The sequence below is a fragment of the Janthinobacterium woesei genome, assembly GCF_051380875.1.
Taxonomy (GTDB): domain Bacteria; phylum Pseudomonadota; class Gammaproteobacteria; order Burkholderiales; family Burkholderiaceae_D; genus Janthinobacterium.
Window position 1 is genome coordinate 96,392 of sequence record NZ_JBNYXW010000018.1, and the last position, 19,156, is coordinate 115,547.

Below are 19,156 nucleotides of genomic sequence, written 5' to 3' on the forward strand. Positions count from 1 at the left end.
TGAAACTAACCCCTACAAGAGAGTGCCATGCCTGATTTTGAAGACAAACTATGCAGCCGCGACGAACTGCGCGCCCGCGTGCAAGCGCTGCCGAAACCGGTGGTGGTGACGAATGGCGTGTTCGACATCCTGCACCGCGGCCACGTGACGTACCTGGCCCAGGCGCGCGCGCTGGGCGCTTCGCTGGTGCTTGCCGTCAATACCGACGCCTCGGTGAAACGCCTGGGCAAGGGCGATGACCGCCCGCTGAACAGCTGCGAAGACCGCATGGCCGTGCTGGCCGCGCTGGAAGCGGTGAGCCTGGTCGTGCCGTTTTCGGAAGACAGCGCCCTGGAAGTGGTGCAGGAGATCTGTCCGGAAATCTATGCCAAGGGCGGCGACTACGACATGACGGCCATCCCGGAAGGCCGGGCCGTACTGGCGTATGGCGGCCAGGCGGTGGCTATCGATTTCGAGCACGACCGTTCGACGACGAAGCTGCTGAGCAAGGTACGGGCGCAGTAGAGGGTCGCCTCGCCAATGTTTCCATACAGATAAAAAAACGTTACTATGAGAAGCGTCAGGGCTGCGACCTCTTTTCGACAGCCCCAGCACGTTTTTCCGTTTTTGCAGTCTTATCTTGTAGCACCACGCGACGGTGCTTATTGCTAGTCATAGAAAATACATGGATCTTAAAACTTCTGGGGATTGGCCGCTGCCGTCTGGCGTATGGCACGTGGATGACACCGGTGTCTGGAGCTTGCAGCGCAGCGCGGACGGCCAGAACGTCTCGCCCTTGCTGAGCAGCGCCGATATCGGCATGCTGATGCATGCCCGGCGCCTGTCCGCTGCCGCCGGCGCGCCTGTGCGCCAGTTCCCGCCCGAATTCGCCTTCGATCCCGCCTCTGGCGCGGCCTTGCAAGTGCCGCCCGATACGGCTGCAACGCCGCCCTGGGTGGCGCCCTATGGCGCGCATGCCATCAGCGACAGCCCTTTGCAGGGCGCTGCCGGCCTGCGCCAGGCCAGCGTGCCTTTGATGCTGGCGGACCAGCGTGCGCGCGAAGAACATGCGCAGGCGGATGCTTCGCTGCCCATGCCGCCGCCTGGCGAGTACGAATTCTTTGCCGCCCAGTTCGGCACCAGCGGCGCCGCGCTGCTGGCGCTCGATCCGCGCAAGGCGGCCCTGCATGCCTGGCTGCCCGCTTCGAAACGCTGGCTCGCGCTGGAGCCGGAAATGGGCGCCTTGCTGGCCGAATCGGACCTGTCCCACGGTGCCTGGCGCGCCGAACTGGTGCCCCAATTCAATAGCGTGCTGGTCTTGCCGACCAGCCATGGCCTGGCCTGCATCCGCCCCGACGTGCCCTCGCTCACTTATGCAGTCGAGCACGTGGGCGGCGCACCATGCGTGGCGGCCCCCATCTGGTTCCAGAACCGTTTGTGGGCGCCGCTGCGCGACGACGATGGCCGCGTCCGCTTCGTCAACCTTGATGCGGCGCAAAAGCCGGGCAGCGATGTGCTGCTCGACGGCGTAGTTGACCTCGGTGCCGTCAGCGCCCCCGTGGCCTACAACCGCATGGCCGTGTGGCCTTGCGCCAACGGCCAGTTGCGCCTGCAGTTGCAGCCCGATGGCAACGTGGCGGCCTCGTTGACGCCCTGGCCCGAAGGGCTGGTGCCGCATTTCGAGTTCGGCAGCCCGTATCTGTCGCGTGACGGCAGCCTGTGGCAGCTGTGCTTCGAGCGCAGCCGCCACACTTATGTCTACGTGAAGCTGGGCAGCCAGCCCGAGCGGGCCGATGCGCTGGCGCCGCGCCTGTGTTCGGGCAGCTTCAATTACCGCTTTGCCGCCAAGCTGAAAACGGCGCCGTGGGAAGAGCCGGAGCACGGCGACGATGGCGGCAAGAACCAGGCCGTCATGCCGCTGCTCGAATCGGGCAGCGGCAATAGTGTCTTCGGCGTCAAGTTCGCCACCAGCGCCGGCCTGTCGAGCGTGCTGCGCTCGAACGAGCGCCTGGCCGCGCAGCTGGTGCAGGACGATACATTGCGCGAAACGGTGTTCCACACCTTCGCCGTCAGCGAGCCGTGGCGCCTGCGCCTGTTTGTCAGTGACGGCATGCTATGGGCGTATCACCCCTTGCTGTCGCGCATCGATGGCTGGACCTTGCAGGCATGAAGGCGCGCTTGTTGATCGCCGCCTGCGCCGCCGTGCTGTCGGCGGGCGCCGTTCACGCGGCCGGCATCCAGCAGGCGTTCCTGGTGCAAAACTCGGGCTGGATGGAGCCGTTTTACACGGACAAGCACTCGCAATTGAAAGCCCTGGTGGGCGCCGTGGCGCAGGCAGCCACGAACCCGTCCGACAAGGTGTACACGCTGGCGTTCAGCCAGAGCAGCGGCGCGAACGTCTCGCCCGCGCTGCTGGGGCAGGGGCAGGGCGGCGCCGGCGTGGTGGGCCAGCTGGCCCACCTGGGCCTAGCGCGCAAGGGCACGGGAGGCGAGGGTGGTGCGCTGGCCGACACGGACTTCAAGGAAGCCGTGACCAAAACCATCACGGGACCGTTCCAGTCCGCCTCCGGCATCGTGTGGATCTTTACGAATAACAAGAACAGCCCGAATAACGATAGCCAGACGGCCGAGCGCAACCGCGATTTCTACCGCCTGCTGCACCTGGAGCCGTCGATCACCAAGACGGTCGTATTTCCGCTGCGCATGCCCGTGCAGGGCAAGCTGTACAGCGCCAAGGGCTTGATGGTGTATGCGCTCGCCTATGGCCAGCCGGCGTCGGACGCGCTCAACCGCATCCTCGCCGAAGGCCGGCTGTCGCAGGTGCTGACGCGCCCGCCTGCGCGCTTGAAACCGGTGGACCAGGATGCCGTGCGCATCGTGCCCCAGTCCGTCAAGAACAGCGCCAATGTACACGCCAGCCTGGGCCGCGACGGGCGCACCATCGTGCTCGACGTCGATGCGGCCAAGCTGGTGCCGCAAGTGGTGCTGCAGGCGTCCCTGCAAAACATGTTTTTTCCCTACGTGATCGACAGCGCCCGTGTGCACGCCACTCTGGCGGGGCAGGATGCGCCGCTGCACGTTGCGCCAGATCAAATCCGCCACTTGCAGCCGGGCGCCAGCCAGTCCGTGCAGGTACAGTTCGCCTTGCCGATGGCGCAGATACCCTCGCCGTGGTCGGCGCAAGCCATCGCCGCCATGGGCAAGCAGGTGATGCTGCCGATGCAGGCGCAGCTGGGGTTGTCAGAGCAGCGGCTGGCGCTGGCGCCCAGTTTTGGCGAGGATTTGCAGGAACTGTTCCCGGGCGACCCGATATCGGAAATGTTTACGCCGCCCGATAGCGTGCGTGCCTCGCAGGCAACGATACCGTTGCTGGTGCGCATACAGTATCCGCTGCTGCCCGTGCTGGTGCTGCTGGGCGCCATCCTGGCGTTCGTGCTGGGTTTGCTGGCCCTGGGGCTGTTTGGTGCGCGCGCCACGCGCTACAAGGTGCTGGCCGACGGCGTGCAGCGGCAAGTATTGCTCAAACCGTTCAAAAGCGTGCAGATCCGCGACGACAATGGCCGCGACATTGGCGAACTCAAGCGGGGCCTGGGCAAGCCAGACGTCGTGCGCGTGGCTGAGGGGCATACCTTGAGCCTGGCCTGAACAAAATTCTTTTAAAACACATCAATTAAACAGAGGCATACCATGGCGCAAGATACTCCGAAAGACAACGCAGGTTTTACTTTGCCGGCCCCGGTATCGGTCCCGGCCTCGGCGCCGCCGGCAACTGATGCGCCCGCTGCATCTGCGGCAGCCACCACCACCGAGCCGGCGCCCGCCTTTGATGCGGCTGCCACCACAGATACCTCGTCGCGCGATACCCTGGTCGGCGGCGTGGTGCTGTTGCTGTTGTTCATCGCCTTTTTCTTTGCCAAGAATGCCTATGCGAACGGCCTGGTGGCCAAGCGCGTGCCGCCCAACAAGGCCAACGCCTCGGGCTGGTGGCTGTTCATCTTCCTCGCCAGCCTGGCCACGGGCGTGGTGCTGGCCGCCGTGAACGCGCATAAATTCCTCGCGCCATTGTTCATGGGACCGCTGGTACTGGTGGGTCTGGTCGCCCTGTTGCTGACATTTACTTCCAGCCGCCGTTAAACCACACGCCGCAACACGTTTTATCCAAGGAATCCCCATGGCAGAGAACCTGAACCAAACCATCACCGGCGGCGCCAGCGAGCGCAAGCAGGACAAGATCATCGAACTGCGCCCGACCCTGTTCATCGGCATCGGTGGCACGGGCATGCAAGTGCTGATGCGCGTGCGCCGGCGCATCCTCAATACCCAGTGGGGCGGTGCGGGCAAGCGCACGCGCATCGAGGCACTGAGCGATTTTCCCATCGCGCAATTCATCCATTTTGACCTCGACAATGGTGCCGTGATCGAAAGCGGCGAATCGCAGGCGCAAGACTTGCAGTTCGACCAGGTGAAGTTCACCGATGACGACAAGGTGGTTGAATCGTTCGACATGGACAAGTACAGCCGTGATGAAGATTCCCTGGAGAAATATCCGCATATCAAGGAATGGCTGCCGCTGACGCCGCAGCGCATTCGCGAATTGCGCTTTGACATGAGCAGCGGCGCCGGCCAGATCCGCGCCGTCTCGCGCCTGTACTTCTTCGACAAATATGCCAAGATCCGCGACAAGATCCGCCTCAAACTGAAGGCGCTGAAGGCGGGCCTGTCGCACGAGCGCCAGCTGGCCGAACTGGGTTTGCGCATGGAAACGAACCGTTTTCGCATCGTCATCGTCGGTTCCGTGGCCGGCGGCACGGGTTCCGGCTCCTTCCTCGACATGGGCTTGCTGGCGCGCTGGCTGGCGCGCAGCGAAGTGGGCGCGGCCGACGTCGAGCTGATGCTGTTCTTGCCCACCGGCTACACCAAGGCCAACAAGGACAGGGTCGAGGCCAACGGCTATGCGGCGCTGATGGAGCTGGAATCGGCGATGATGGGCAACAAGGGCTACGTGGGCCGCTGGGATGCGTATGACCGCCCGGAACTGTCGCGCGAGCCGTACAGCGAGGTCTATTTGATCGATTCGGGCAACCTGGCGCAGCAGCACACCAAGGATGTCAGCGACGTGTACCACATGGTGGCCGACTCCTTGTTCGAGGATTTCGCCTCGGCCGACTTCGCGCGCGCCAAGCGCTCGATCGCCGTCAACCAGGCGCAGCACAAGAATTCCCTGTACAACGCACCCGTGCCGAAAGACCGCTTCGGCGACATGCGCCTGTATTTTTCGAAGCGTTTTTCCTCGTTCGGCATGGCCGTGCTCGATACGCGCCAGGATGCGTCGCGCGACGAGCGGGCCCATCGCTGGGCTGGCGCCATGCTGCAAGCCTTCTTTGGCGTGGGCGGCACGGACGCGGGCGCCAACCGCGCCACGGATGCGCAGCGCGATCAGTTCCTCGCCGCCAATATGTTCCTCAAGGGCACGCCGTTCAGCGACTTCCCCGAGTTTTCCGACACCAGCATCGAGCTGAAGCGCTCCAGCGGCGACTTCATCGACTACCGTGTGGTCGAGGAGTTGCTGGAAGACCGCCATGGCCACTTGCTGGCCGGCGTGGAAAACCGCGTGAATACGCGCATCAACGATATCCGCACGGGTTTTGAGCGCAGTGAATGGCCGGCGCAGGTGCGCGATGCCATGAAGCACCTGGAACGCGACGCCGTGCGCGACCAGGATTCCACGGCCGATACGACGGAAGACCGCATCAGCAAGCGCCGCCGCGAAGTGCTGGACGACGTCAAGAAAGTCGTGCGCGACCAGTTGTATGGCTATCTTGATAATAAGGAATTTGGCGGCCTGGAATACGTGCTGTCGCTGGTGGAACAGATCAAGGACCGCATCGAAGCGACGGGCAGCGGCTTGACGGCGCAGATCGGCAACAATGCCGAGCGCTACCGTGAAATCAAGGAAGCCGTGCGGTCGCGCGAATACGAGCGCCTGCTGAACAACCTGGAGCAGACGCGCGGCACGTTTGGCTTCCTCAGCAATGGCGAAAAGCAGGCTGGCGTGGTGATGGACCATCTGCGCACGGAAATGGCGAATGCCCTGAAATTCCATTTGCGCGCCAAGGCGGCCGACGAGTCCGTCATCTTGCTGGGCGAGCTGTCGCGCTGGCTGGGCAACCGCGTCGGCGTCGATGCGCAAGGCCGCGCGCAGTGGAATGGCCTGGTGGGCGAGCTGCAGGCGGGCCGTGAAGGCGTGCTGGCCATGCTGGGCGAATTGAAGACGGCCAACACCATCTTGCAAAAGGACCTGAACAAGGAACACGCGACACTGATCGTCATTCCCGTCACCGAAAAAGACATCGCGCTGCCCTCGGCGGCCACCTTGCGCCAGTGGGCCGATGAAGCGTTCAAGGACATGGGCGGCTCGAAAGCGCTGTTCCCCATGTTGGGCGAACCGGCGCAGCGCGGCTTGATTTTGGCCAAAGTCACGCGCATGGCGGAAAACATGATCGCCAGCATGGGCATGCTGGAAGGGGCCACCAGCAAGCCCGACCCGTTGTTCGAGGCGCTCGAACAGATGGATGTGTCCGAGCGCCTGGACCGCTTCCGCAAACTGCTGGCCTGCGCCATGCCGTGGATCGACGCCAACATGGCGGGCGATTTCACGGTGGTGTCGGACCAGTTCAAGTGTGTGATCGGCGTGGCCAACGCGGCCGGCTTCAAGGCAAAATTCGGCGCCGAGCTGGAATCGTGCGTGCCGACCCAGGTGGGCATCACGGTGAGCCAGCTGGAAATCGTCGAGACGGGCATCCGTGGCCGCGCCGTCTGCTATTGCGAACTGGCCGGCGTGCCGATGACGGTGCTGCGCGGCCTGGAAGGTTGGCGCACCAGCTACCGCAAGGAAGGCGACAACGACAAGGCGCCGACGCACACGCATATCGACCCGACGCAATTTACGCACCCGATCGCGCCCAATACCGATGAAATGAAGCGTTTGGCGGAAGATTTCGGCGAATTTTTGCAAGCGATCATGCTGGGCGTGCTGACGCGCCACACGGGCCGCGTGGTGCCGCCTGGCCAGTACCAGTTTGCCGTCGAACCGGGCGACTTGCGGCGTATCGGCAACGAACGGGCGATACGCCAGAACGGCATGCCCGCCTCATACGAGAAAAATATCGCCCTGCGCATCGAAGAAAAACTGGCATCGCTTGATGCGGTGCAGACTGCCGCCATGGCGGCGCTGGCAAAATACTATGAGCGGGGCGTGTATGCGCCCAAGCTGGTGGCGCAAGCCGATGGCTCGCAACTGCCGTACATCGGCTTTGGCAGCGCCATTTCCGCCGAGGTGGGCACGCGCCTGCGCGAATCGGCGCGCCGCAAGGGCATGGCCAGCGATGAGCTGGAGCGCACCGTCACGGCCCTGCTGGGCCGCCTGAAGGAATGGGCGAATGTGATCGGCGACTCCGACAGCGACGCCTATGACTGGGAAGTGCGCGAACCGGAAGAGGATGGCCAGCCGCGCCTGAAGTATGCGATCAAGGCGGAAATGCTGGATGCGGGGCGCCTGGAGCAATTGCTGCGCCCGGCCGGTACACCGTCCGCCGCCGTGGCCCCGGCGTTCGGCATGGCGCCGCCACCGTTGGGCGGCATGCCGCCGCCCCTGGTGGAGCAGCAGTATTTCCTGGGCATCAATGGCCAGCAGCAGGGGCCGTTCACTGCCCAGCAAATCGTGCAATACGTGCAGGCAGGACAGGTCGTGGCTGCCACCACCAAGGTATGGCGCGCCGGCTTGCCGGCCTGGGTCGACCTGGCCCAGTTCGCCGAACTGGCGCCGCTGTTCCACAGTGCGCCGCCACCGCTGATGCCGCCGCCGCTGGCTTAAGTATTAGGGAAAGATTAGTTTTGGAAAATTGCATCACATGTAAAGCCGTCCTGCTCACCGCTGTCAGCCACTGCCCGTATTGCGGGCAGGCGCAGGCGGCGGGTGTGCATCCATCCGTTCAGTCACCTGTGCAGCCATCCGCGCCGCTGCCAGTGCCTGAAATCAAGCCGCCACCCGTGGCTGTGTCAGCGCCCGCGCCCACGCCCAAGCCGCCGCCGGTGCCCGTGTCGATGCCGAAACCGCAAGCAGCGCCACAAGCTGCGCCCAAACTCAAACCGCCACCTGTGCCGCCTGTGCCGCCGCCGCCCGCACCGCCAGCGCCCTCGCGCAAGTGGCTGCAGTGGGTCGCCGGCATCGCCGCGCTGGCCGCCATCATCGTCTACATGAACGGCAAGCCGGGCGGCAAGAACGAATCGGCGTGCAACGACGCCATCGACAGCGGCCTGAAACTGGTGGCCAATGGTAGCCTGGACGGTGCGCGGCAAAAGCTGGCGACGGCGAAAAACGTCTGCACGGGCAAGTCCAGCGCCAAGGTGGACGATTTACAGGCAGCTATCAGCAAGGCGGGTGCCGCGTCGAGCGGCTGCCAGCGTAGCGTGCGGGCCATCGAGCGCAATATTGATGGTCATCAATTGCAAAGCGCGGCCAAGGGCATCGCGGCACTCGACGCCGATTGCGCGGGTGCTTCCAGCGTGGAATCGCTGCGCAAGCAGCTGGCGCGCCAGCAGGCGGCGGCCGCCTCGGTGCTGGTGGGCGTGCGCCAGGCGCTCGATGGCAAGGATGCGACAGCCGTGCAAAACGGCATCGCCAGGTTAGAGGCGATCGACCGCGAAGCGCCGGAATTGCCGCAGCTTAAGTCGGCGGTGCAAGCCTTGGCGGTCCCGGTCCCGGTCCCGGTCCCTGCCCCGGCCCCGGCCCCGGTCGTGGCGCCGCTGGAAACGCTGCCAGCGGAACCTGCGCCTGCGCGCGCGGTCGAACGTGCAGCGGCCGTGGAACGCCGTGGGCTGCAAGCCGCTCCTGTGGACAATGGCGCAGCCATGCGCAATGACATGGCGCAATCATTTCTGCGCGACGCCGAACGGTCCTTGTTGGAAGGCAAGTTTGATGCGGCCAAGACCTATCTGGACAGCGCGCGCCGCGCCGATCCGGGCAATGCGCGCATCGACAGCCTGTCGCGCCGCATCCGCGAGCGCGAACGGCAAGTGCTGCAGACGGAAACCACGATTAAATAACCGGGAGTACACATGTTGAATAAAACCACCCTGCGCGCCGCTGCTGCGCTGACGATTGCGGCCATGCTGGCCGGCTGCGCCACGGCGCCGACGAACCCGAACGGCATGCGCCAGGACTACCCCCAAGGCGAGCAGAATCGGCAAGCGGCGGCGGCGAACGACGATCCGTGCAGCGTGGGCGCGACAGCTGCCGCTGGCGCCGCCGTGGGTGCCTTGCTGGGCGCCCTGGCCGGTGGCAAGAATGGCGCACTGAAGGGCGCGGCCATCGGCGGCGGCCTGGCGGCGGCCGGTTGCCTGGCGATCAATGTCAATTCGCGCCAGACCAAGACGGCGGCGCAGGCGGACCGCGACTACATCCGCGCGCGCGGTGCGCTGCCGCGCGAACCGCAAGTGGTGTCATATACGCCGCAGCTGAGCGCTTCCACCGTCAAGCGTGGCCAGCCGTTCAAAGTCACTTCCGTGGTCGAGCTGGTCAATGGCAGCGCGCAAAGCGTCAACGACGTGCGCGAAGAGCTGGTGGTGCTCGATCCGCAAGGCCAGCCGTTCAAATCCGGCTCGAAAGCCTTGGCCAGCAGCAATAAATCGGGCGGGCGCTTTGAAAACTCGTTCGAGCTGACCTTGCCTGCCGGCGTGTCGCAAGGCGTGTATGGCGTCAAGACGAATCTGTACGTGAACGGCAAGCTGGCCGCCACGCGCGACTTGCGCACGCAGCTGGTGATGCTCGACGTGAAGGGCAGCGCGCAGCAGTTGGCGTTGCGTTAAAAAGAGATTGCGTTTGGCTGGTGGTGGAGTTTCAGCGTCTCATCCAATCGTAGCGAGCGGCGATGATTTGTGGCCGAGAAGCGCAGCGCTACTTTAGTAGCGTGAGCATCGCCGGCCGCAAAGCGCGCCGCGCAGTAGATTGGGTGAGATGTCCTCTACGCGCCGCCAGCGTAGCCGTGCTGGCGCCACGCCTCATACACCACCACGGCCACCGTATTTGACAAATTCAGGCTGCGGTTGTCGGGGCGCATGGGCAGGCGGATGCGCTGTTCGGCAGGGAAGCCGTCGCGCAGCGCGGGATCGAGGCCTTTCGTCTCGGAACCGAAGACAAACACGTCGCCAGGCAAAAAGGCGACGTCGCCGAACGGGCGCGAGCCGCGCGTGGTCATGGCGAACATGCGCGCGGGATCGGGTTGGGTGTCGGCCAGGAAGGCGTCCCAGTTCTTGTGCACCTTCATGCTGGCGTAGTCGTGGTAATCGAGGCCGGCGCGCTTCATCTTGGCATCGTCGAGCGGAAAGCCCAGCGGTTCGACCAAGTGCAGCTGCGCGCCCGTATTTGCGCACAGGCGGATAATGTTGCCCGTATTGGGCGGGATTTCAGGTTCTACCAGAACGACGTGAAACAAAATACTCTCCTTATTGATCCATCTATATTAGTTAGCTAGCGCGGCGGCGTGCGCGCCACGACCAGAATGCTGACCTTCGCCGCGCCCGCGCGCTTGCAGGCGGCCGCCAGCGCGTTGACGGTATGGCCGCTGCTCATCACGTCGTCGACGATGCCGACATGGCAGCCTGGCAACAGGGCCGCCTGTTCCGGCGCGATGGCAAACGCCTGCGCCAGGTTCGCTTGCCGTTCCTGCGGCGCCACGCCGCTTTGCGCCTTTGTTTCGCGCACCCGTTGTGCCAGCCGGGGCTGCAAGGGCAGCTGCAGCAGGCGCGCCAGCGGACGGGCAATTTCCAGCGCTTGGTTAAAACCCCGCTCGGCCAGGCGGGCAGAACCCAGCGGCACGGGGCACAGCAGTTGCGGCCGCTCCCAGCCTGATTGTTGCTGCACGGCCGCATATAACAGTTGCGCAAACAGGGGCGCCAGCGCCAGGCGCGCGCCGAATTTCAGCTGTAGCAGCAACTGGTCGACGGGCGCCGCATAATCAAACGCCGTGATCGTGGCATCATACGCAGGCCGCTGGCGCAGGCAGCGCCCGCACAGTTGCGCCACGTCATCGAGCCGATTGGCGCACTGGCGGCAGTGGGGCCGCGCTTGTCCCCGTCCTTGCCCCAGATATTGCGCGCGGCAGGGCGGGCACAGCACTTGCGGGCAGCCGATGCCGCACAGCGCGCACTGCGCCGGCAGCACCGTGGCACCGAGCCACAGTCTTAGCGCTTGCCATGTGGCATCAACGCGGGGCTTGGTGGCGTTCCACATCGCGATGGCGTCGTTCCATGTACACTGCCGACATTATCTCACCTCACCGATTTCACATGCCAGTTCCCACCAGTCCGCCCAAAATGAGTGCGCCCATCGATACGGTGCAAGTACGCGAGTTCTTTTCCCGTCCAGCGCGCAGCGCGCCCTCGGACTTCCTGCGCCGCGAAGTGTCGGCGCGCATGCATGAGCGCCTGGAGCTGGTGAAAATCACGCCGCATCGCGTGCTCGATGCGGGCTGCGGTCCCGGCGCGGATCTGGCGCAGTTGCAAAAGGATTATCCCGCCGCGCAGATTCTCGGTCTCGATGCAGCGCAAGCAATGATGCAGGCGGCGCGTGCGCCGGCGTCGAAACTGGCCAGTATCAACCAGTTTCTCAGCAAGCTGCTGCCGGCCAAGGCGGGCGTGGATCTATTGTGCGGCGACCTGGGCGACCTGCCGCTGGCACCGAACAGCATCGATCTGGTCTGGTCCAACCTGGCCTTGCACTGGCATGCCCAGCCCGACCGCGTGTTTGCCGAATGGCGCCGCGCGCTGCGCCTCGATGGCTTGTTGATGTTTTCGTGTTTTGGCCCCGATACCTTCCGTGAAGTGCGCGACGCTTTTGCCGAAGCGGACCTGTATCCGCATGCCTTGCCCTTCGTCGACATGCACGACTTTGGCGACATGCTCGTCGAAACGGGCTTTTCCACGCCCGTGCTGGACATGGAAATCATCACCGTCACCTACGATACGGCGGAAAAACTGCTGGCTGACGTGCGCGCCTTTGGCGGCAACCCCCTGACCACGCGCCGGCGCGGTCTGATGGGCAAAGCGGCCTGGCAGCGCATGCTGGCCGCGCTGGAAAAGATGCGCCGCCCCGACGGCAAGCTGGGCCTGAGTTTTGAAATCATTTATGGCCACGCTTTCCGTCCCGCGCCGCGCGTGACGCGCGATGGGGAAGCCATCATCCGCTTTGATTTACCGCGCAAACCCAAATAAAAGTCAAAAGAAACCGAGACTTGGTCGCCATCGGCATGTTGATGTTGCAGCAAGCGTTGCAAAGCGCGCGGCGACCAGGGCGAGGGCGCGCGCAAAGCCGATTATTGCTTGATGGATTCAAGTTTACTTGATTATAATCGTTGATTGTTTGTCAGCTTGCTAAGTAGAAAAAACAAGGGCTGCATACAAAATAAAAAAAACAAAGCAAGACTTATTGGAAGTTACTGCATTAGTATAGTAACCATCTTCCACACAGGGCCATCTGACTGTGGGGCAGGAAAAAAGGGTTCCAGCATGGTTGCGCGCCGCCGTTTTTGGCGTGGCAGCCAGCATGGAATTGGCTGGTGTTTGACGCACATGGCCAGGTTCTGGCCATGTTGCTTTCATGGAGGAGCGGCAGCGGTCCAGTACGGAGAAGTCCGCAGCCGTTTAAAATATCATTATTTTTGGGTGGTTGGGGAAAACATGAAACATGCAAAGCGACTTCAATCGTTGCTGCTCGGGCTGTCTTTGACAGCGTTTGGCATCGGGCGATGGGCCACGGCGGCACCGGCTGCCAGTACCTATCCCGGCACCGGCGGTCCCGTGCCGTTCGAAATGAATCTGCAGCCGCCGGCGACACAGATCGCCCACGAAATCTACGATTTGCACACCTGGATGATGATCGTCTGCATGGTGATCTTCGTGGCCGTGTTCGGCGTCATGTTTTATTCCATCTTCAAGCACCGCAAGTCCCTCGGCCACAAACCGGCCACGTTCCACGAAAGCACCACCGTCGAGATCGCCTGGACTGTCGTGCCTTTCCTGATCGTCATCGGCATGGCCCTGCCTGCCACGCGCACCGTGGTCGGCATGAAGGATACCTCGAACGCCGACATCACCATCAAGGCCACCGGCATGCAGTGGAAATGGGGCTATGACTACCTGAAAGGCGAGGGCGAAGGCATTTCCTTCCTCTCCAACCTGGCCACGCCGCGCTCGCAAGTGGGCGCGCCGGGCATGCCGCCGACGGAAAAGCGCGGCGAAAACTACCTGATCGAAGTCGACAATGAAGTCGTGGTGCCGGTCCACAAGAAGATCCGCATGGTGCTGACGGCCAACGACGTCATCCACGCCTGGTCCGTGCCCGCCTTTGGCGTGAAGCAGGATGCGATTCCAGGTTTCGTGCGCGACACCTGGTTCAAGGCCGACCATATCGGCACCTTCCGCGGCAATTGCGCCGAGCTGTGCGGCAAGGAACATGCCTTCATGCCCATCGTCGTCAAGGTTGTATCAAACGATGACTACAAGGCATGGGTGGATGTGAAACAAAAGGAAATGGCCGCACTGGCCGATGATCCAAGCAAAGTGTGGACCATCGACGAGTTGAAGGTCAAGGGCGAGAAAGTGTATGCGGCCAACTGCGTGGTCTGCCACCAGGCGACGGGCAAGGGCGTGCCGGGGGCATTTGCACCGCTCGACGGCTCGGCCGTGGTGAACGGTCCGAAGGCGGAACAGATCCATGTCTTGCTGAACGGGCAAAAGAGCGGCAAGTATCCAGCGGAAATGCCAGCCTGGAAACAGCTGTCTGACACGGAAATTGCCGCAGTGATCACTTACACGCGCAATTCCTGGTCGAACAAGGCCGAAGAGAACATCGTTCAACCAGCCGAAATCGTGGCTGCACGCAAGTAATTAGGAGCCGTACATGAGCACTAGCACCTTGGACCACGCCGGTCACGATCACGATCACGATCACAGTCACGATCACCCGCGCGGCTTGCGCCGCTGGCTGTTTGCCACCAACCATAAAGATATCGGTACCCTGTACCTGTGGTTCTCGTTCATCATGCTGCTGTCGGGCGGCGTGCTGGCGATGATGATACGCATGGAACTGTTCCAGCCTGGCCTGCAATTTTTCCATCCTGAATTCTTCAACCAGTTGACCACCATGCACGGTATCTTCATGGTGTTCGGCGCCATCATGCCGGCCTTCGTCGGCTACGCCAACTGGATGATCCCGCTGCAAGTGGGCGCTTCCGACATGGCCTTTGCCCGCATGAACAACTTCTCGTTCTGGCTGCTGCCACCTGCCGCTACCCTGCTGGTTTTGTCGTTCTTCGTGCCGGGCGGCGCCACGGCAGCCGGCTGGACGCTGTACGCGCCGCTGTCGACGCAGATGGGCCCTGGCATGGACATGGCTATTTTTGCCCTGCATCTGATGGGTGCCTCGTCCATCATGGGTTCGATCAACATCATCGTCACCATCCTCAACATGCGCGCCCCGGGCATGACTCTGATGAAAATGCCGATGTTCTGCTGGACCTGGCTCATTACCGCGTATCTGTTGATCGCCGTCATGCCGGTGCTCGCTGGTGCCATTACCATGACCCTGACGGACCGCCATTTCGGCACGTCCTTCTTTAATGCGGCAGGTGGCGGCGACCCCGTCATGTACCAGCACATCTTCTGGTTCTTCGGCCATCCCGAGGTCTACATCATGATCTTGCCCGCTTTCGGCATCGTCTCGCAGATATTGCCGGCGTTTGCCCGCAAGCCGCTGTTCGGCTATGCCTCGATGGTGTACGCCACGGCCTCGATCGCGATTCTGTCGTTCATCGTCTGGGCGCATCACATGTTTACCACCGGCATGCCGGTGACCAGCCAGCTGTTTTTCATGTACGCCACCATGCTGATCGCCGTGCCGACGGGCGTGAAAGTGTTCAACTGGATCGCCACCATGTGGAAGGGTTCCATGACGTTCGAGACGCCGATGCTGTTCGCGGTCGGCTTCATCTTCGTGTTTACCATCGGCGGCTTCACCGGCCTGATCCTGGCGGTGACGCCGATCGACATCCAGCTGCAGGATACCTATTATGTGGTGGCGCATTTCCACTACGTGCTGGTGGCCGGTTCGCTGTTTGCCCTGTTCGCCGGTTTCTACTACTGGAGCCCGAAATGGACGGGTCACATGTATAACGAGACGCGCGGCAAGATCCACTTCTGGCTGTCGCTGATCACGTTTAACGTCACCTTCTTCCCCATGCACTTCCTGGGCCTGGCGGGCATGCCGCGCCGTTACGCCGACTATCCGGCGCAGTTCACGGATTTCAACATGCTCGCCTCGATCGGCGGCTTCGGCTTTGGCCTGATGCAAGTCTACTTCCTGGTGTTCGTGGTGATTCCGACCATCCGTGGCGGCAAGGCAGCACCGGCGAAACCATGGGAAGGTGCCGAAGGACTGGAATGGACCGTGCCGAGCCCGGCGCCATTCCACACCTTTGAAACGCCGCCAACCGTGAAGTAATGCCAGTGTCACGGGCCGGCGCAGCTGCCGGCCCACCTTGAATAAAGTGCCTGCCATGACCGAAGTGAAAATTGAGCGCAAGAAACCCAACAACCTGCGTACCGGACTGATACTGGGCGGCCTGGCTGCCATCTTCTTCCTGTCTGTGTTCGTCAAGCGGCTGTGGTTCTGACGTGACGACGCCCTTGCAACAGGAAACGCGCGGCCTGAACCGCAAGATGCTGGGCAAGCTGATCGTCATTGCCATCCTGATGTTTGGCTTTGGCTATGCCCTCATTCCCGTCTACAAGCAGATTTGCGAAGTGATGGGCATCAACGTGCTGACGCAGAAAGATGGCACGGTGGCCTACGACAACAATACGCAGGTCGACACCACGCGCAGCATCACCGTCGAGTTCGACGGCAATGCGCAGGGGCCGTGGCGTTTCCGTCCTACCGTGTCGAGCATGCAGGTGCATCCGGGCGAACTGGTGACGGTCCTGTATGAAGTGGTCAACACGCAAAACCGCGTGGTGAACGCGCAAGCCATTCCCAGCTACGCGCCGCAGAGCGCCACGCCGCATTTCAAGAAGGTCGAGTGCTTCTGCTTCAAGCAGCAGACCTTGAAACCGCACGAGGCGCGGCAAATGCCGGTGGTGTTCTTCCTCGATCCGGCCCTGCCGAAAGAGGTGAAAACCATCACCCTGTCGTACACATTTTTCGAGATTGCCGGTCTGAGCCAGACTCAGGCGCCGGCCGTCCAATAGGAGAGTGCCATGGGTGAGCCAGGCAAACCTGAAAAAGCGTCATTCCTGTATTCGCTGCGGGCCGTGGTGTGGTCGTTTACGGGCTTGCGCCGCAAGAGCGATTTCGATAAGGATTCGGCCAGGCTCAATCCCGTGCACATCGTCATCGCCGGCTTTCTGGTGGTCGCTTGCCTGATCGGCGTCCTGATTGCCATCGTTAAATTCGCTGTTGCATGATTTTTGCTACGATTTTTGCTACATCTATAACGTATAAAAACCACCCTACAAGTTTTTGAGGAGATGATGATGAGTTCCAACCACGCCGCCGTACCCTACTATTTTGTGCCGGGGCCGTCGCGCTGGCCCCTGCTGGGCGGCGCCAGCCTGCTGCTGACCATGATCGGCGCCTCGGCCTGGGTCAACGACGTGTCGTGGGGACCCTACCTGAACTTCATCGGCATCGCCGGCATCCTGCTGGTGCTGTATTTCTGGTTCGGCGACGCCATCGGCGAATCGGAACAGGGCCTGTACAGTGAACGCGTCGACCACTCGTTCCGTTGGAGCATGAGCTGGTTCATCTTCTCGGAAGTCATGTTCTTCGCCGCCTTCTTTGGCGCCTTGTTCTATGCGCGCAGCATTTCCATGCCATGGCTGGCCGACCTCGACCACAAGTTCATCTGGCCCGATTTCGCCGCCCACTGGGGCAATACGGGCCCGGCCGGCACGGTGCAGGAATTTACCACCATGACGCCGTTCTGGATTCCCACCATTAACACGGCCCTGCTGCTGCTGTCGGGCGTGACCCTGACCATCTCGCACCACGCGCTGCGCGCCGGCCACCGCGCCATGACGGCCCTGTTCCTGTTCGCCACCATCTTGCTGGGCGCCATCTTCATGGGCTTCCAGGTGTATGAATACATGCATGCCTACAGCGAACTGAATTTGAAATTGACGTCCGGCATCTACGGCGCCACCTTCTTCATGCTGACGGGCTTCCACGGCTTCCACGTGACCCTGGGCGCCATCATGCTGTCCGTCATCCTGTACCGCGTGCTGAAAGGCCACTTTACGCCCGAACATCATTTCGGCTTCGAAGGCGCCGCCTGGTACTGGCACTTTGTCGACGTCGTCTGGCTGGGCCTGTACGTGGTCGTGTATTGGTTATAATGGCGGGGCAGGGCGCGCTGTTGAAGCTTGCGCCTGTACCATGAAAAAAGCCGTACCGGGAGATCCTGGGTACGGCTTTTTTCTTAGTTTGAAGAATTTGCCAATCAGGCAAGAAGAAGATTAATGTATGCCGGTGGGCTGGATATAGCCCAGCTTGTGCGCCAGCAGGATCAGCAGGAACAGGGTAATTGATAGCCCCACGCGCAGGGCCAGGGCTTGCACGGTGCGGTTGCTCTTGCCCTTGTCGCGCATCAGGAAGAACAGGGCCGAGCCCAGGCTGCCCAGGATCAGGATAAAGGCAATGGCAACGATGATTTTCATGGATGGTAGCGCCAGGCTTGAGGAGGTTTCATTGTAATGCGTATCCGCTTCCATTTCAGATGGATACCACTTGTTGTAATGCTGCTACTGGTGGCGCTGGGTATTTCCTTGGCGCAATGGCAGCAGCGCCGTGCCAACGAGAAAGTCGCCCGCGCCGCCCGGCTGGAAGCGGGCAACTTGGCCGCGCCCCTGGTGCTGACGGCTGCGCCCTTGCTGGCGGCCGACGCGCAAGCCATCGAGTTTCGCCGCGTCACGGTCACGGGCCATTTCGTGCCCGCCTGGACGGTGTACCTGGACAACCGCCCGTACAAGGGCCAGGCCGGCTTCCATGTGCTCACGCCATTCCAGATCGACGGTTCCCGCATGCACGTACTGGTGGCCCAAGGCTGGTTGCCGCGCAACAATGTCGAGCGCACGCGCATCCCCGCTTACAGCACGCCCAGCGGCAGCGTTACCATCGCCGGCATCGCGCGCCTGAACGCGGGCCATGTGATGGAACTTGGCACGGCCCTGCCCCTGGCGCCGCAGGCTATCGTGCAAAATGCCGATATCGCCCAGCTGGCGCACGCCAGCGGCCTGGCCTTGCAGCCCTTGATCTTCGAACAAACAGTTGACGTTGGCCAAGCGGCGGCGCCAGCGACCAGCGCGCTTCCCGTACGCGACTGGCCGGCGCCAGACCTGGGCGCCGACAAGCACCGCGGCTATGCTTTCCAGTGGTACGCACTGGCACTGATGGCTTTTTTATTTTTTGTCTTTACAGGATTTCGACGTGCAAACAAACAACCCTGAAGCAACGCAAGACAGCACTGGCAAGCAGGCGCAAAACACGGGACGGTGGAAACTGTTGGCCGTGGTGGCCGTGTGCGCATTCCCCATCATCGCCTCGTATTTCACGTATTACATCATCAAACCCACTGGCCGCAACAATTATGGCGCCCTGATCGACCCCCGCCTGCACCCGATTCCCGAGGCGCAGCTGCAGGTGACGGAACTGGACGGCAAGGCGGCGCCGCTGGCGCAATTCAAGGGCAAGTGGATCATGCTGCAAACGGGACCGTCCGATTGCCAGCAAGCCTGCAAGAAACACTTGTTCGAAATGCAGCAATTGCGCTTGATGCAAGGCAAGGAACGCGAGCGCATCGAGCGCGTCTGGCTGGTGACGGATGCGCAGCCGCTCGATACCCTGGTGATCCGCGAGTTCGACGGCACCAGCATGCTGCGCGTGAATGGCGACGCTCTGAAGGCGTGGCTGCCCGTGGAGCAGGGCGGCAAGGCCGAGGAACACCTGTATCTGATCGATCCGCTGGGCAATCTGATGATGCGCTTCCCGAAAGACGCGGACCCGGGCAAGGTCAAGAAAGACATCGCCAAGCTGCTCAAAGCTTCGGCGATCGGTTAAGGGGAACGC

19 protein-coding genes are annotated in these 19,156 nt (G+C 62.3%); 16 read left to right on the forward strand and 3 right to left on the reverse strand.

The features are described 5' to 3' along the window. The first annotated feature begins 27 nt into the window (after positions 1 to 27). From ACQ4W6_RS20595 to ACQ4W6_RS20625, 7 genes are all read left to right on the forward strand, one after another. The gene (locus ACQ4W6_RS20595) at positions 28 to 504 is read left to right on the forward strand and encodes an adenylyltransferase/cytidyltransferase family protein (RefSeq protein ID WP_436569036.1); all 477 of its coding nucleotides are present in this window, start codon (positions 28 to 30) and stop codon (positions 502 to 504) included. A 211-nt stretch (positions 505 to 715) separates the two neighbouring features. Continuing rightward, positions 716 to 2,149: a hypothetical protein gene (locus ACQ4W6_RS20600; protein ID WP_436569037.1), complete on the forward strand. Its 1,434-nt coding sequence runs from the start codon at positions 716 to 718 to the stop codon at positions 2,147 to 2,149. Next, positions 2,146 to 3,624, forward strand: coding sequence for a hypothetical protein (locus ACQ4W6_RS20605; protein WP_436569038.1), 1,479 nt, complete (start codon positions 2,146 to 2,148; stop codon positions 3,622 to 3,624). The genes ACQ4W6_RS20600 and ACQ4W6_RS20605 overlap by 4 nt, the downstream gene beginning before the upstream one ends. 42 nt (positions 3,625 to 3,666) lie before the next feature. Beyond that, positions 3,667 to 4,113, forward strand: a complete 447-nt coding sequence (locus ACQ4W6_RS20610) for a hypothetical protein (RefSeq protein ID WP_436569039.1) — start codon at positions 3,667 to 3,669, stop codon at positions 4,111 to 4,113. 37 nt (positions 4,114 to 4,150) lie between these two features. Beyond that, positions 4,151 to 7,852 (forward strand): tubulin-like doman-containing protein, encoded by a 3,702-nt coding sequence (locus ACQ4W6_RS20615; RefSeq protein ID WP_436569040.1) that lies wholly within the window; start codon positions 4,151 to 4,153, stop codon positions 7,850 to 7,852. A gap of 104 nt (positions 7,853 to 7,956) precedes the next feature. Next, positions 7,957 to 9,084, forward strand: a complete 1,128-nt coding sequence (locus ACQ4W6_RS20620; RefSeq protein ID WP_436569041.1) for a hypothetical protein — start codon at positions 7,957 to 7,959, stop codon at positions 9,082 to 9,084. Positions 9,085 to 9,096: 12 nt separating this feature from the next. Beyond that, positions 9,097 to 9,846 (forward strand): COG1361 family protein, encoded by a 750-nt coding sequence (locus ACQ4W6_RS20625; RefSeq protein ID WP_436569042.1) that lies wholly within the window; start codon positions 9,097 to 9,099, stop codon positions 9,844 to 9,846. 155 nt (positions 9,847 to 10,001) lie between these two features. On the opposite strand, the gene trmL is transcribed toward ACQ4W6_RS20625, so the two are convergent. Both trmL and ACQ4W6_RS20635 read right to left on the reverse strand, forming a co-directional pair. Continuing rightward, positions 10,002 to 10,472, reverse strand: a complete 471-nt coding sequence (gene trmL, locus ACQ4W6_RS20630) for a tRNA (uridine(34)/cytosine(34)/5-carboxymethylaminomethyluridine(34)-2'-O)-methyltransferase TrmL (protein ID WP_436569043.1) — start codon at positions 10,470 to 10,472, stop codon at positions 10,002 to 10,004. A gap of 35 nt (positions 10,473 to 10,507) precedes the next feature. Beyond that, positions 10,508 to 11,269, reverse strand: a complete 762-nt coding sequence (locus ACQ4W6_RS20635) for a phosphoribosyltransferase family protein (protein WP_436569044.1) — start codon at positions 11,267 to 11,269, stop codon at positions 10,508 to 10,510. A gap of 56 nt (positions 11,270 to 11,325) precedes the next feature. Here ACQ4W6_RS20635 and ACQ4W6_RS20640 point away from each other — a divergent pair, with 56 nt between their 5' ends. From ACQ4W6_RS20640 to ACQ4W6_RS20670, 7 genes are all read left to right on the forward strand, one after another. Then, positions 11,326 to 12,249, forward strand: coding sequence for a methyltransferase domain-containing protein (locus ACQ4W6_RS20640; RefSeq protein WP_436569045.1), 924 nt, complete (start codon positions 11,326 to 11,328; stop codon positions 12,247 to 12,249). Positions 12,250 to 12,714: 465 nt separating this feature from the next. After that, positions 12,715 to 13,923, forward strand: coding sequence for a cytochrome c oxidase subunit II (gene coxB, locus ACQ4W6_RS20645; RefSeq protein WP_436569046.1), 1,209 nt, complete (start codon positions 12,715 to 12,717; stop codon positions 13,921 to 13,923). A 13-nt stretch (positions 13,924 to 13,936) separates the two neighbouring features. Beyond that, positions 13,937 to 15,535 carry a cytochrome c oxidase subunit I gene (gene ctaD / locus ACQ4W6_RS20650; RefSeq protein ID WP_436569047.1) on the forward strand — a complete coding sequence of 533 codons (1,599 nt, stop codon included), beginning with the start codon at positions 13,937 to 13,939 and terminating at the stop codon, positions 15,533 to 15,535. Between the two features lie 55 nt (positions 15,536 to 15,590). Further along, a complete protein-coding gene (locus tag ACQ4W6_RS20655; protein ID WP_436569048.1) occupies positions 15,591 to 15,707 on the forward strand; it encodes a cytochrome oxidase small assembly protein in 117 nt (38 codons plus the stop codon). 1 nt (position 15,708) lies between these two features. After that, entirely contained in the window at positions 15,709 to 16,281 is a 573-nt protein-coding gene (locus tag ACQ4W6_RS20660) for a cytochrome c oxidase assembly protein (protein WP_436569049.1), read from the forward strand. Between the two features lie 9 nt (positions 16,282 to 16,290). Continuing rightward, positions 16,291 to 16,497: a DUF2970 domain-containing protein gene (locus tag ACQ4W6_RS20665; protein WP_436569050.1), complete on the forward strand. Its 207-nt coding sequence runs from the start codon at positions 16,291 to 16,293 to the stop codon at positions 16,495 to 16,497. Between the two features lie 69 nt (positions 16,498 to 16,566). After that, positions 16,567 to 17,427: a cytochrome c oxidase subunit 3 gene (locus tag ACQ4W6_RS20670; RefSeq protein WP_436569081.1), complete on the forward strand. Its 861-nt coding sequence runs from the start codon at positions 16,567 to 16,569 to the stop codon at positions 17,425 to 17,427. Between the two features lie 120 nt (positions 17,428 to 17,547). On the opposite strand, the gene ACQ4W6_RS20675 is transcribed toward ACQ4W6_RS20670, so the two are convergent. After that, positions 17,548 to 17,748 carry a twin transmembrane helix small protein gene (locus ACQ4W6_RS20675; RefSeq protein WP_436569051.1) on the reverse strand — a complete coding sequence of 67 codons (201 nt, stop codon included), beginning with the start codon at positions 17,746 to 17,748 and terminating at the stop codon, positions 17,548 to 17,550. 36 nt (positions 17,749 to 17,784) lie between these two features. Between ACQ4W6_RS20675 and ACQ4W6_RS20680 the strand changes: the two genes are divergently transcribed. Beyond that, on the forward strand, positions 17,785 to 18,537 hold the full coding sequence (locus ACQ4W6_RS20680) for an SURF1 family protein (RefSeq protein WP_436569052.1): 753 nt from the start codon (positions 17,785 to 17,787) through the stop codon (positions 18,535 to 18,537). Beyond that, complete coding sequence (locus tag ACQ4W6_RS20685) at positions 18,518 to 19,147, forward strand: SCO family protein (protein WP_436569053.1); 630 nt, start codon at positions 18,518 to 18,520, stop codon at positions 19,145 to 19,147. Before ACQ4W6_RS20680 ends, ACQ4W6_RS20685 begins: the two co-directional genes overlap by 20 nt. The last annotated feature ends 9 nt before the right edge of the window (positions 19,148 to 19,156 follow it).

Excerpts from the sequence above, each read along its gene's own strand:
- ACQ4W6_RS20595 (WP_436569036.1), top strand. The coding sequence starts at position 28 with ATGCCTGATTTTGAAGACAAACTATGCAGCCGCGACGAACTGCGCGCC.
- ACQ4W6_RS20605 (WP_436569038.1), top strand. The coding sequence starts at position 2,146 with ATGAAGGCGCGCTTGTTGATCGCCGCCTGCGCCGCCGTGCTGTCGGCG.
- ACQ4W6_RS20610 (WP_436569039.1), top strand. The coding sequence starts at position 3,667 with ATGGCGCAAGATACTCCGAAAGACAACGCAGGTTTTACTTTGCCGGCC.
- ACQ4W6_RS20615 (WP_436569040.1), top strand. The coding sequence starts at position 4,151 with ATGGCAGAGAACCTGAACCAAACCATCACCGGCGGCGCCAGCGAGCGC.
- ACQ4W6_RS20625 (WP_436569042.1), top strand. The coding sequence starts at position 9,097 with ATGTTGAATAAAACCACCCTGCGCGCCGCTGCTGCGCTGACGATTGCG.
- ACQ4W6_RS20635 (WP_436569044.1), bottom strand. The coding sequence starts at position 11,269 with ATGTGGAACGCCACCAAGCCCCGCGTTGATGCCACATGGCAAGCGCTA.
- ACQ4W6_RS20640 (WP_436569045.1), top strand. The coding sequence starts at position 11,326 with ATGCCAGTTCCCACCAGTCCGCCCAAAATGAGTGCGCCCATCGATACG.
- coxB (WP_436569046.1), top strand. The coding sequence starts at position 12,715 with ATGAAACATGCAAAGCGACTTCAATCGTTGCTGCTCGGGCTGTCTTTG.
- ctaD (WP_436569047.1), top strand. The coding sequence starts at position 13,937 with ATGAGCACTAGCACCTTGGACCACGCCGGTCACGATCACGATCACGAT.
- ACQ4W6_RS20655 (WP_436569048.1), top strand. The coding sequence starts at position 15,591 with ATGACCGAAGTGAAAATTGAGCGCAAGAAACCCAACAACCTGCGTACC.
- ACQ4W6_RS20665 (WP_436569050.1), top strand. The coding sequence starts at position 16,291 with ATGGGTGAGCCAGGCAAACCTGAAAAAGCGTCATTCCTGTATTCGCTG.
- ACQ4W6_RS20670 (WP_436569081.1), top strand. The coding sequence starts at position 16,567 with ATGAGTTCCAACCACGCCGCCGTACCCTACTATTTTGTGCCGGGGCCG.
- ACQ4W6_RS20675 (WP_436569051.1), bottom strand. The coding sequence starts at position 17,748 with ATGAAAATCATCGTTGCCATTGCCTTTATCCTGATCCTGGGCAGCCTG.
- ACQ4W6_RS20680 (WP_436569052.1), top strand. The coding sequence starts at position 17,785 with ATGCGTATCCGCTTCCATTTCAGATGGATACCACTTGTTGTAATGCTG.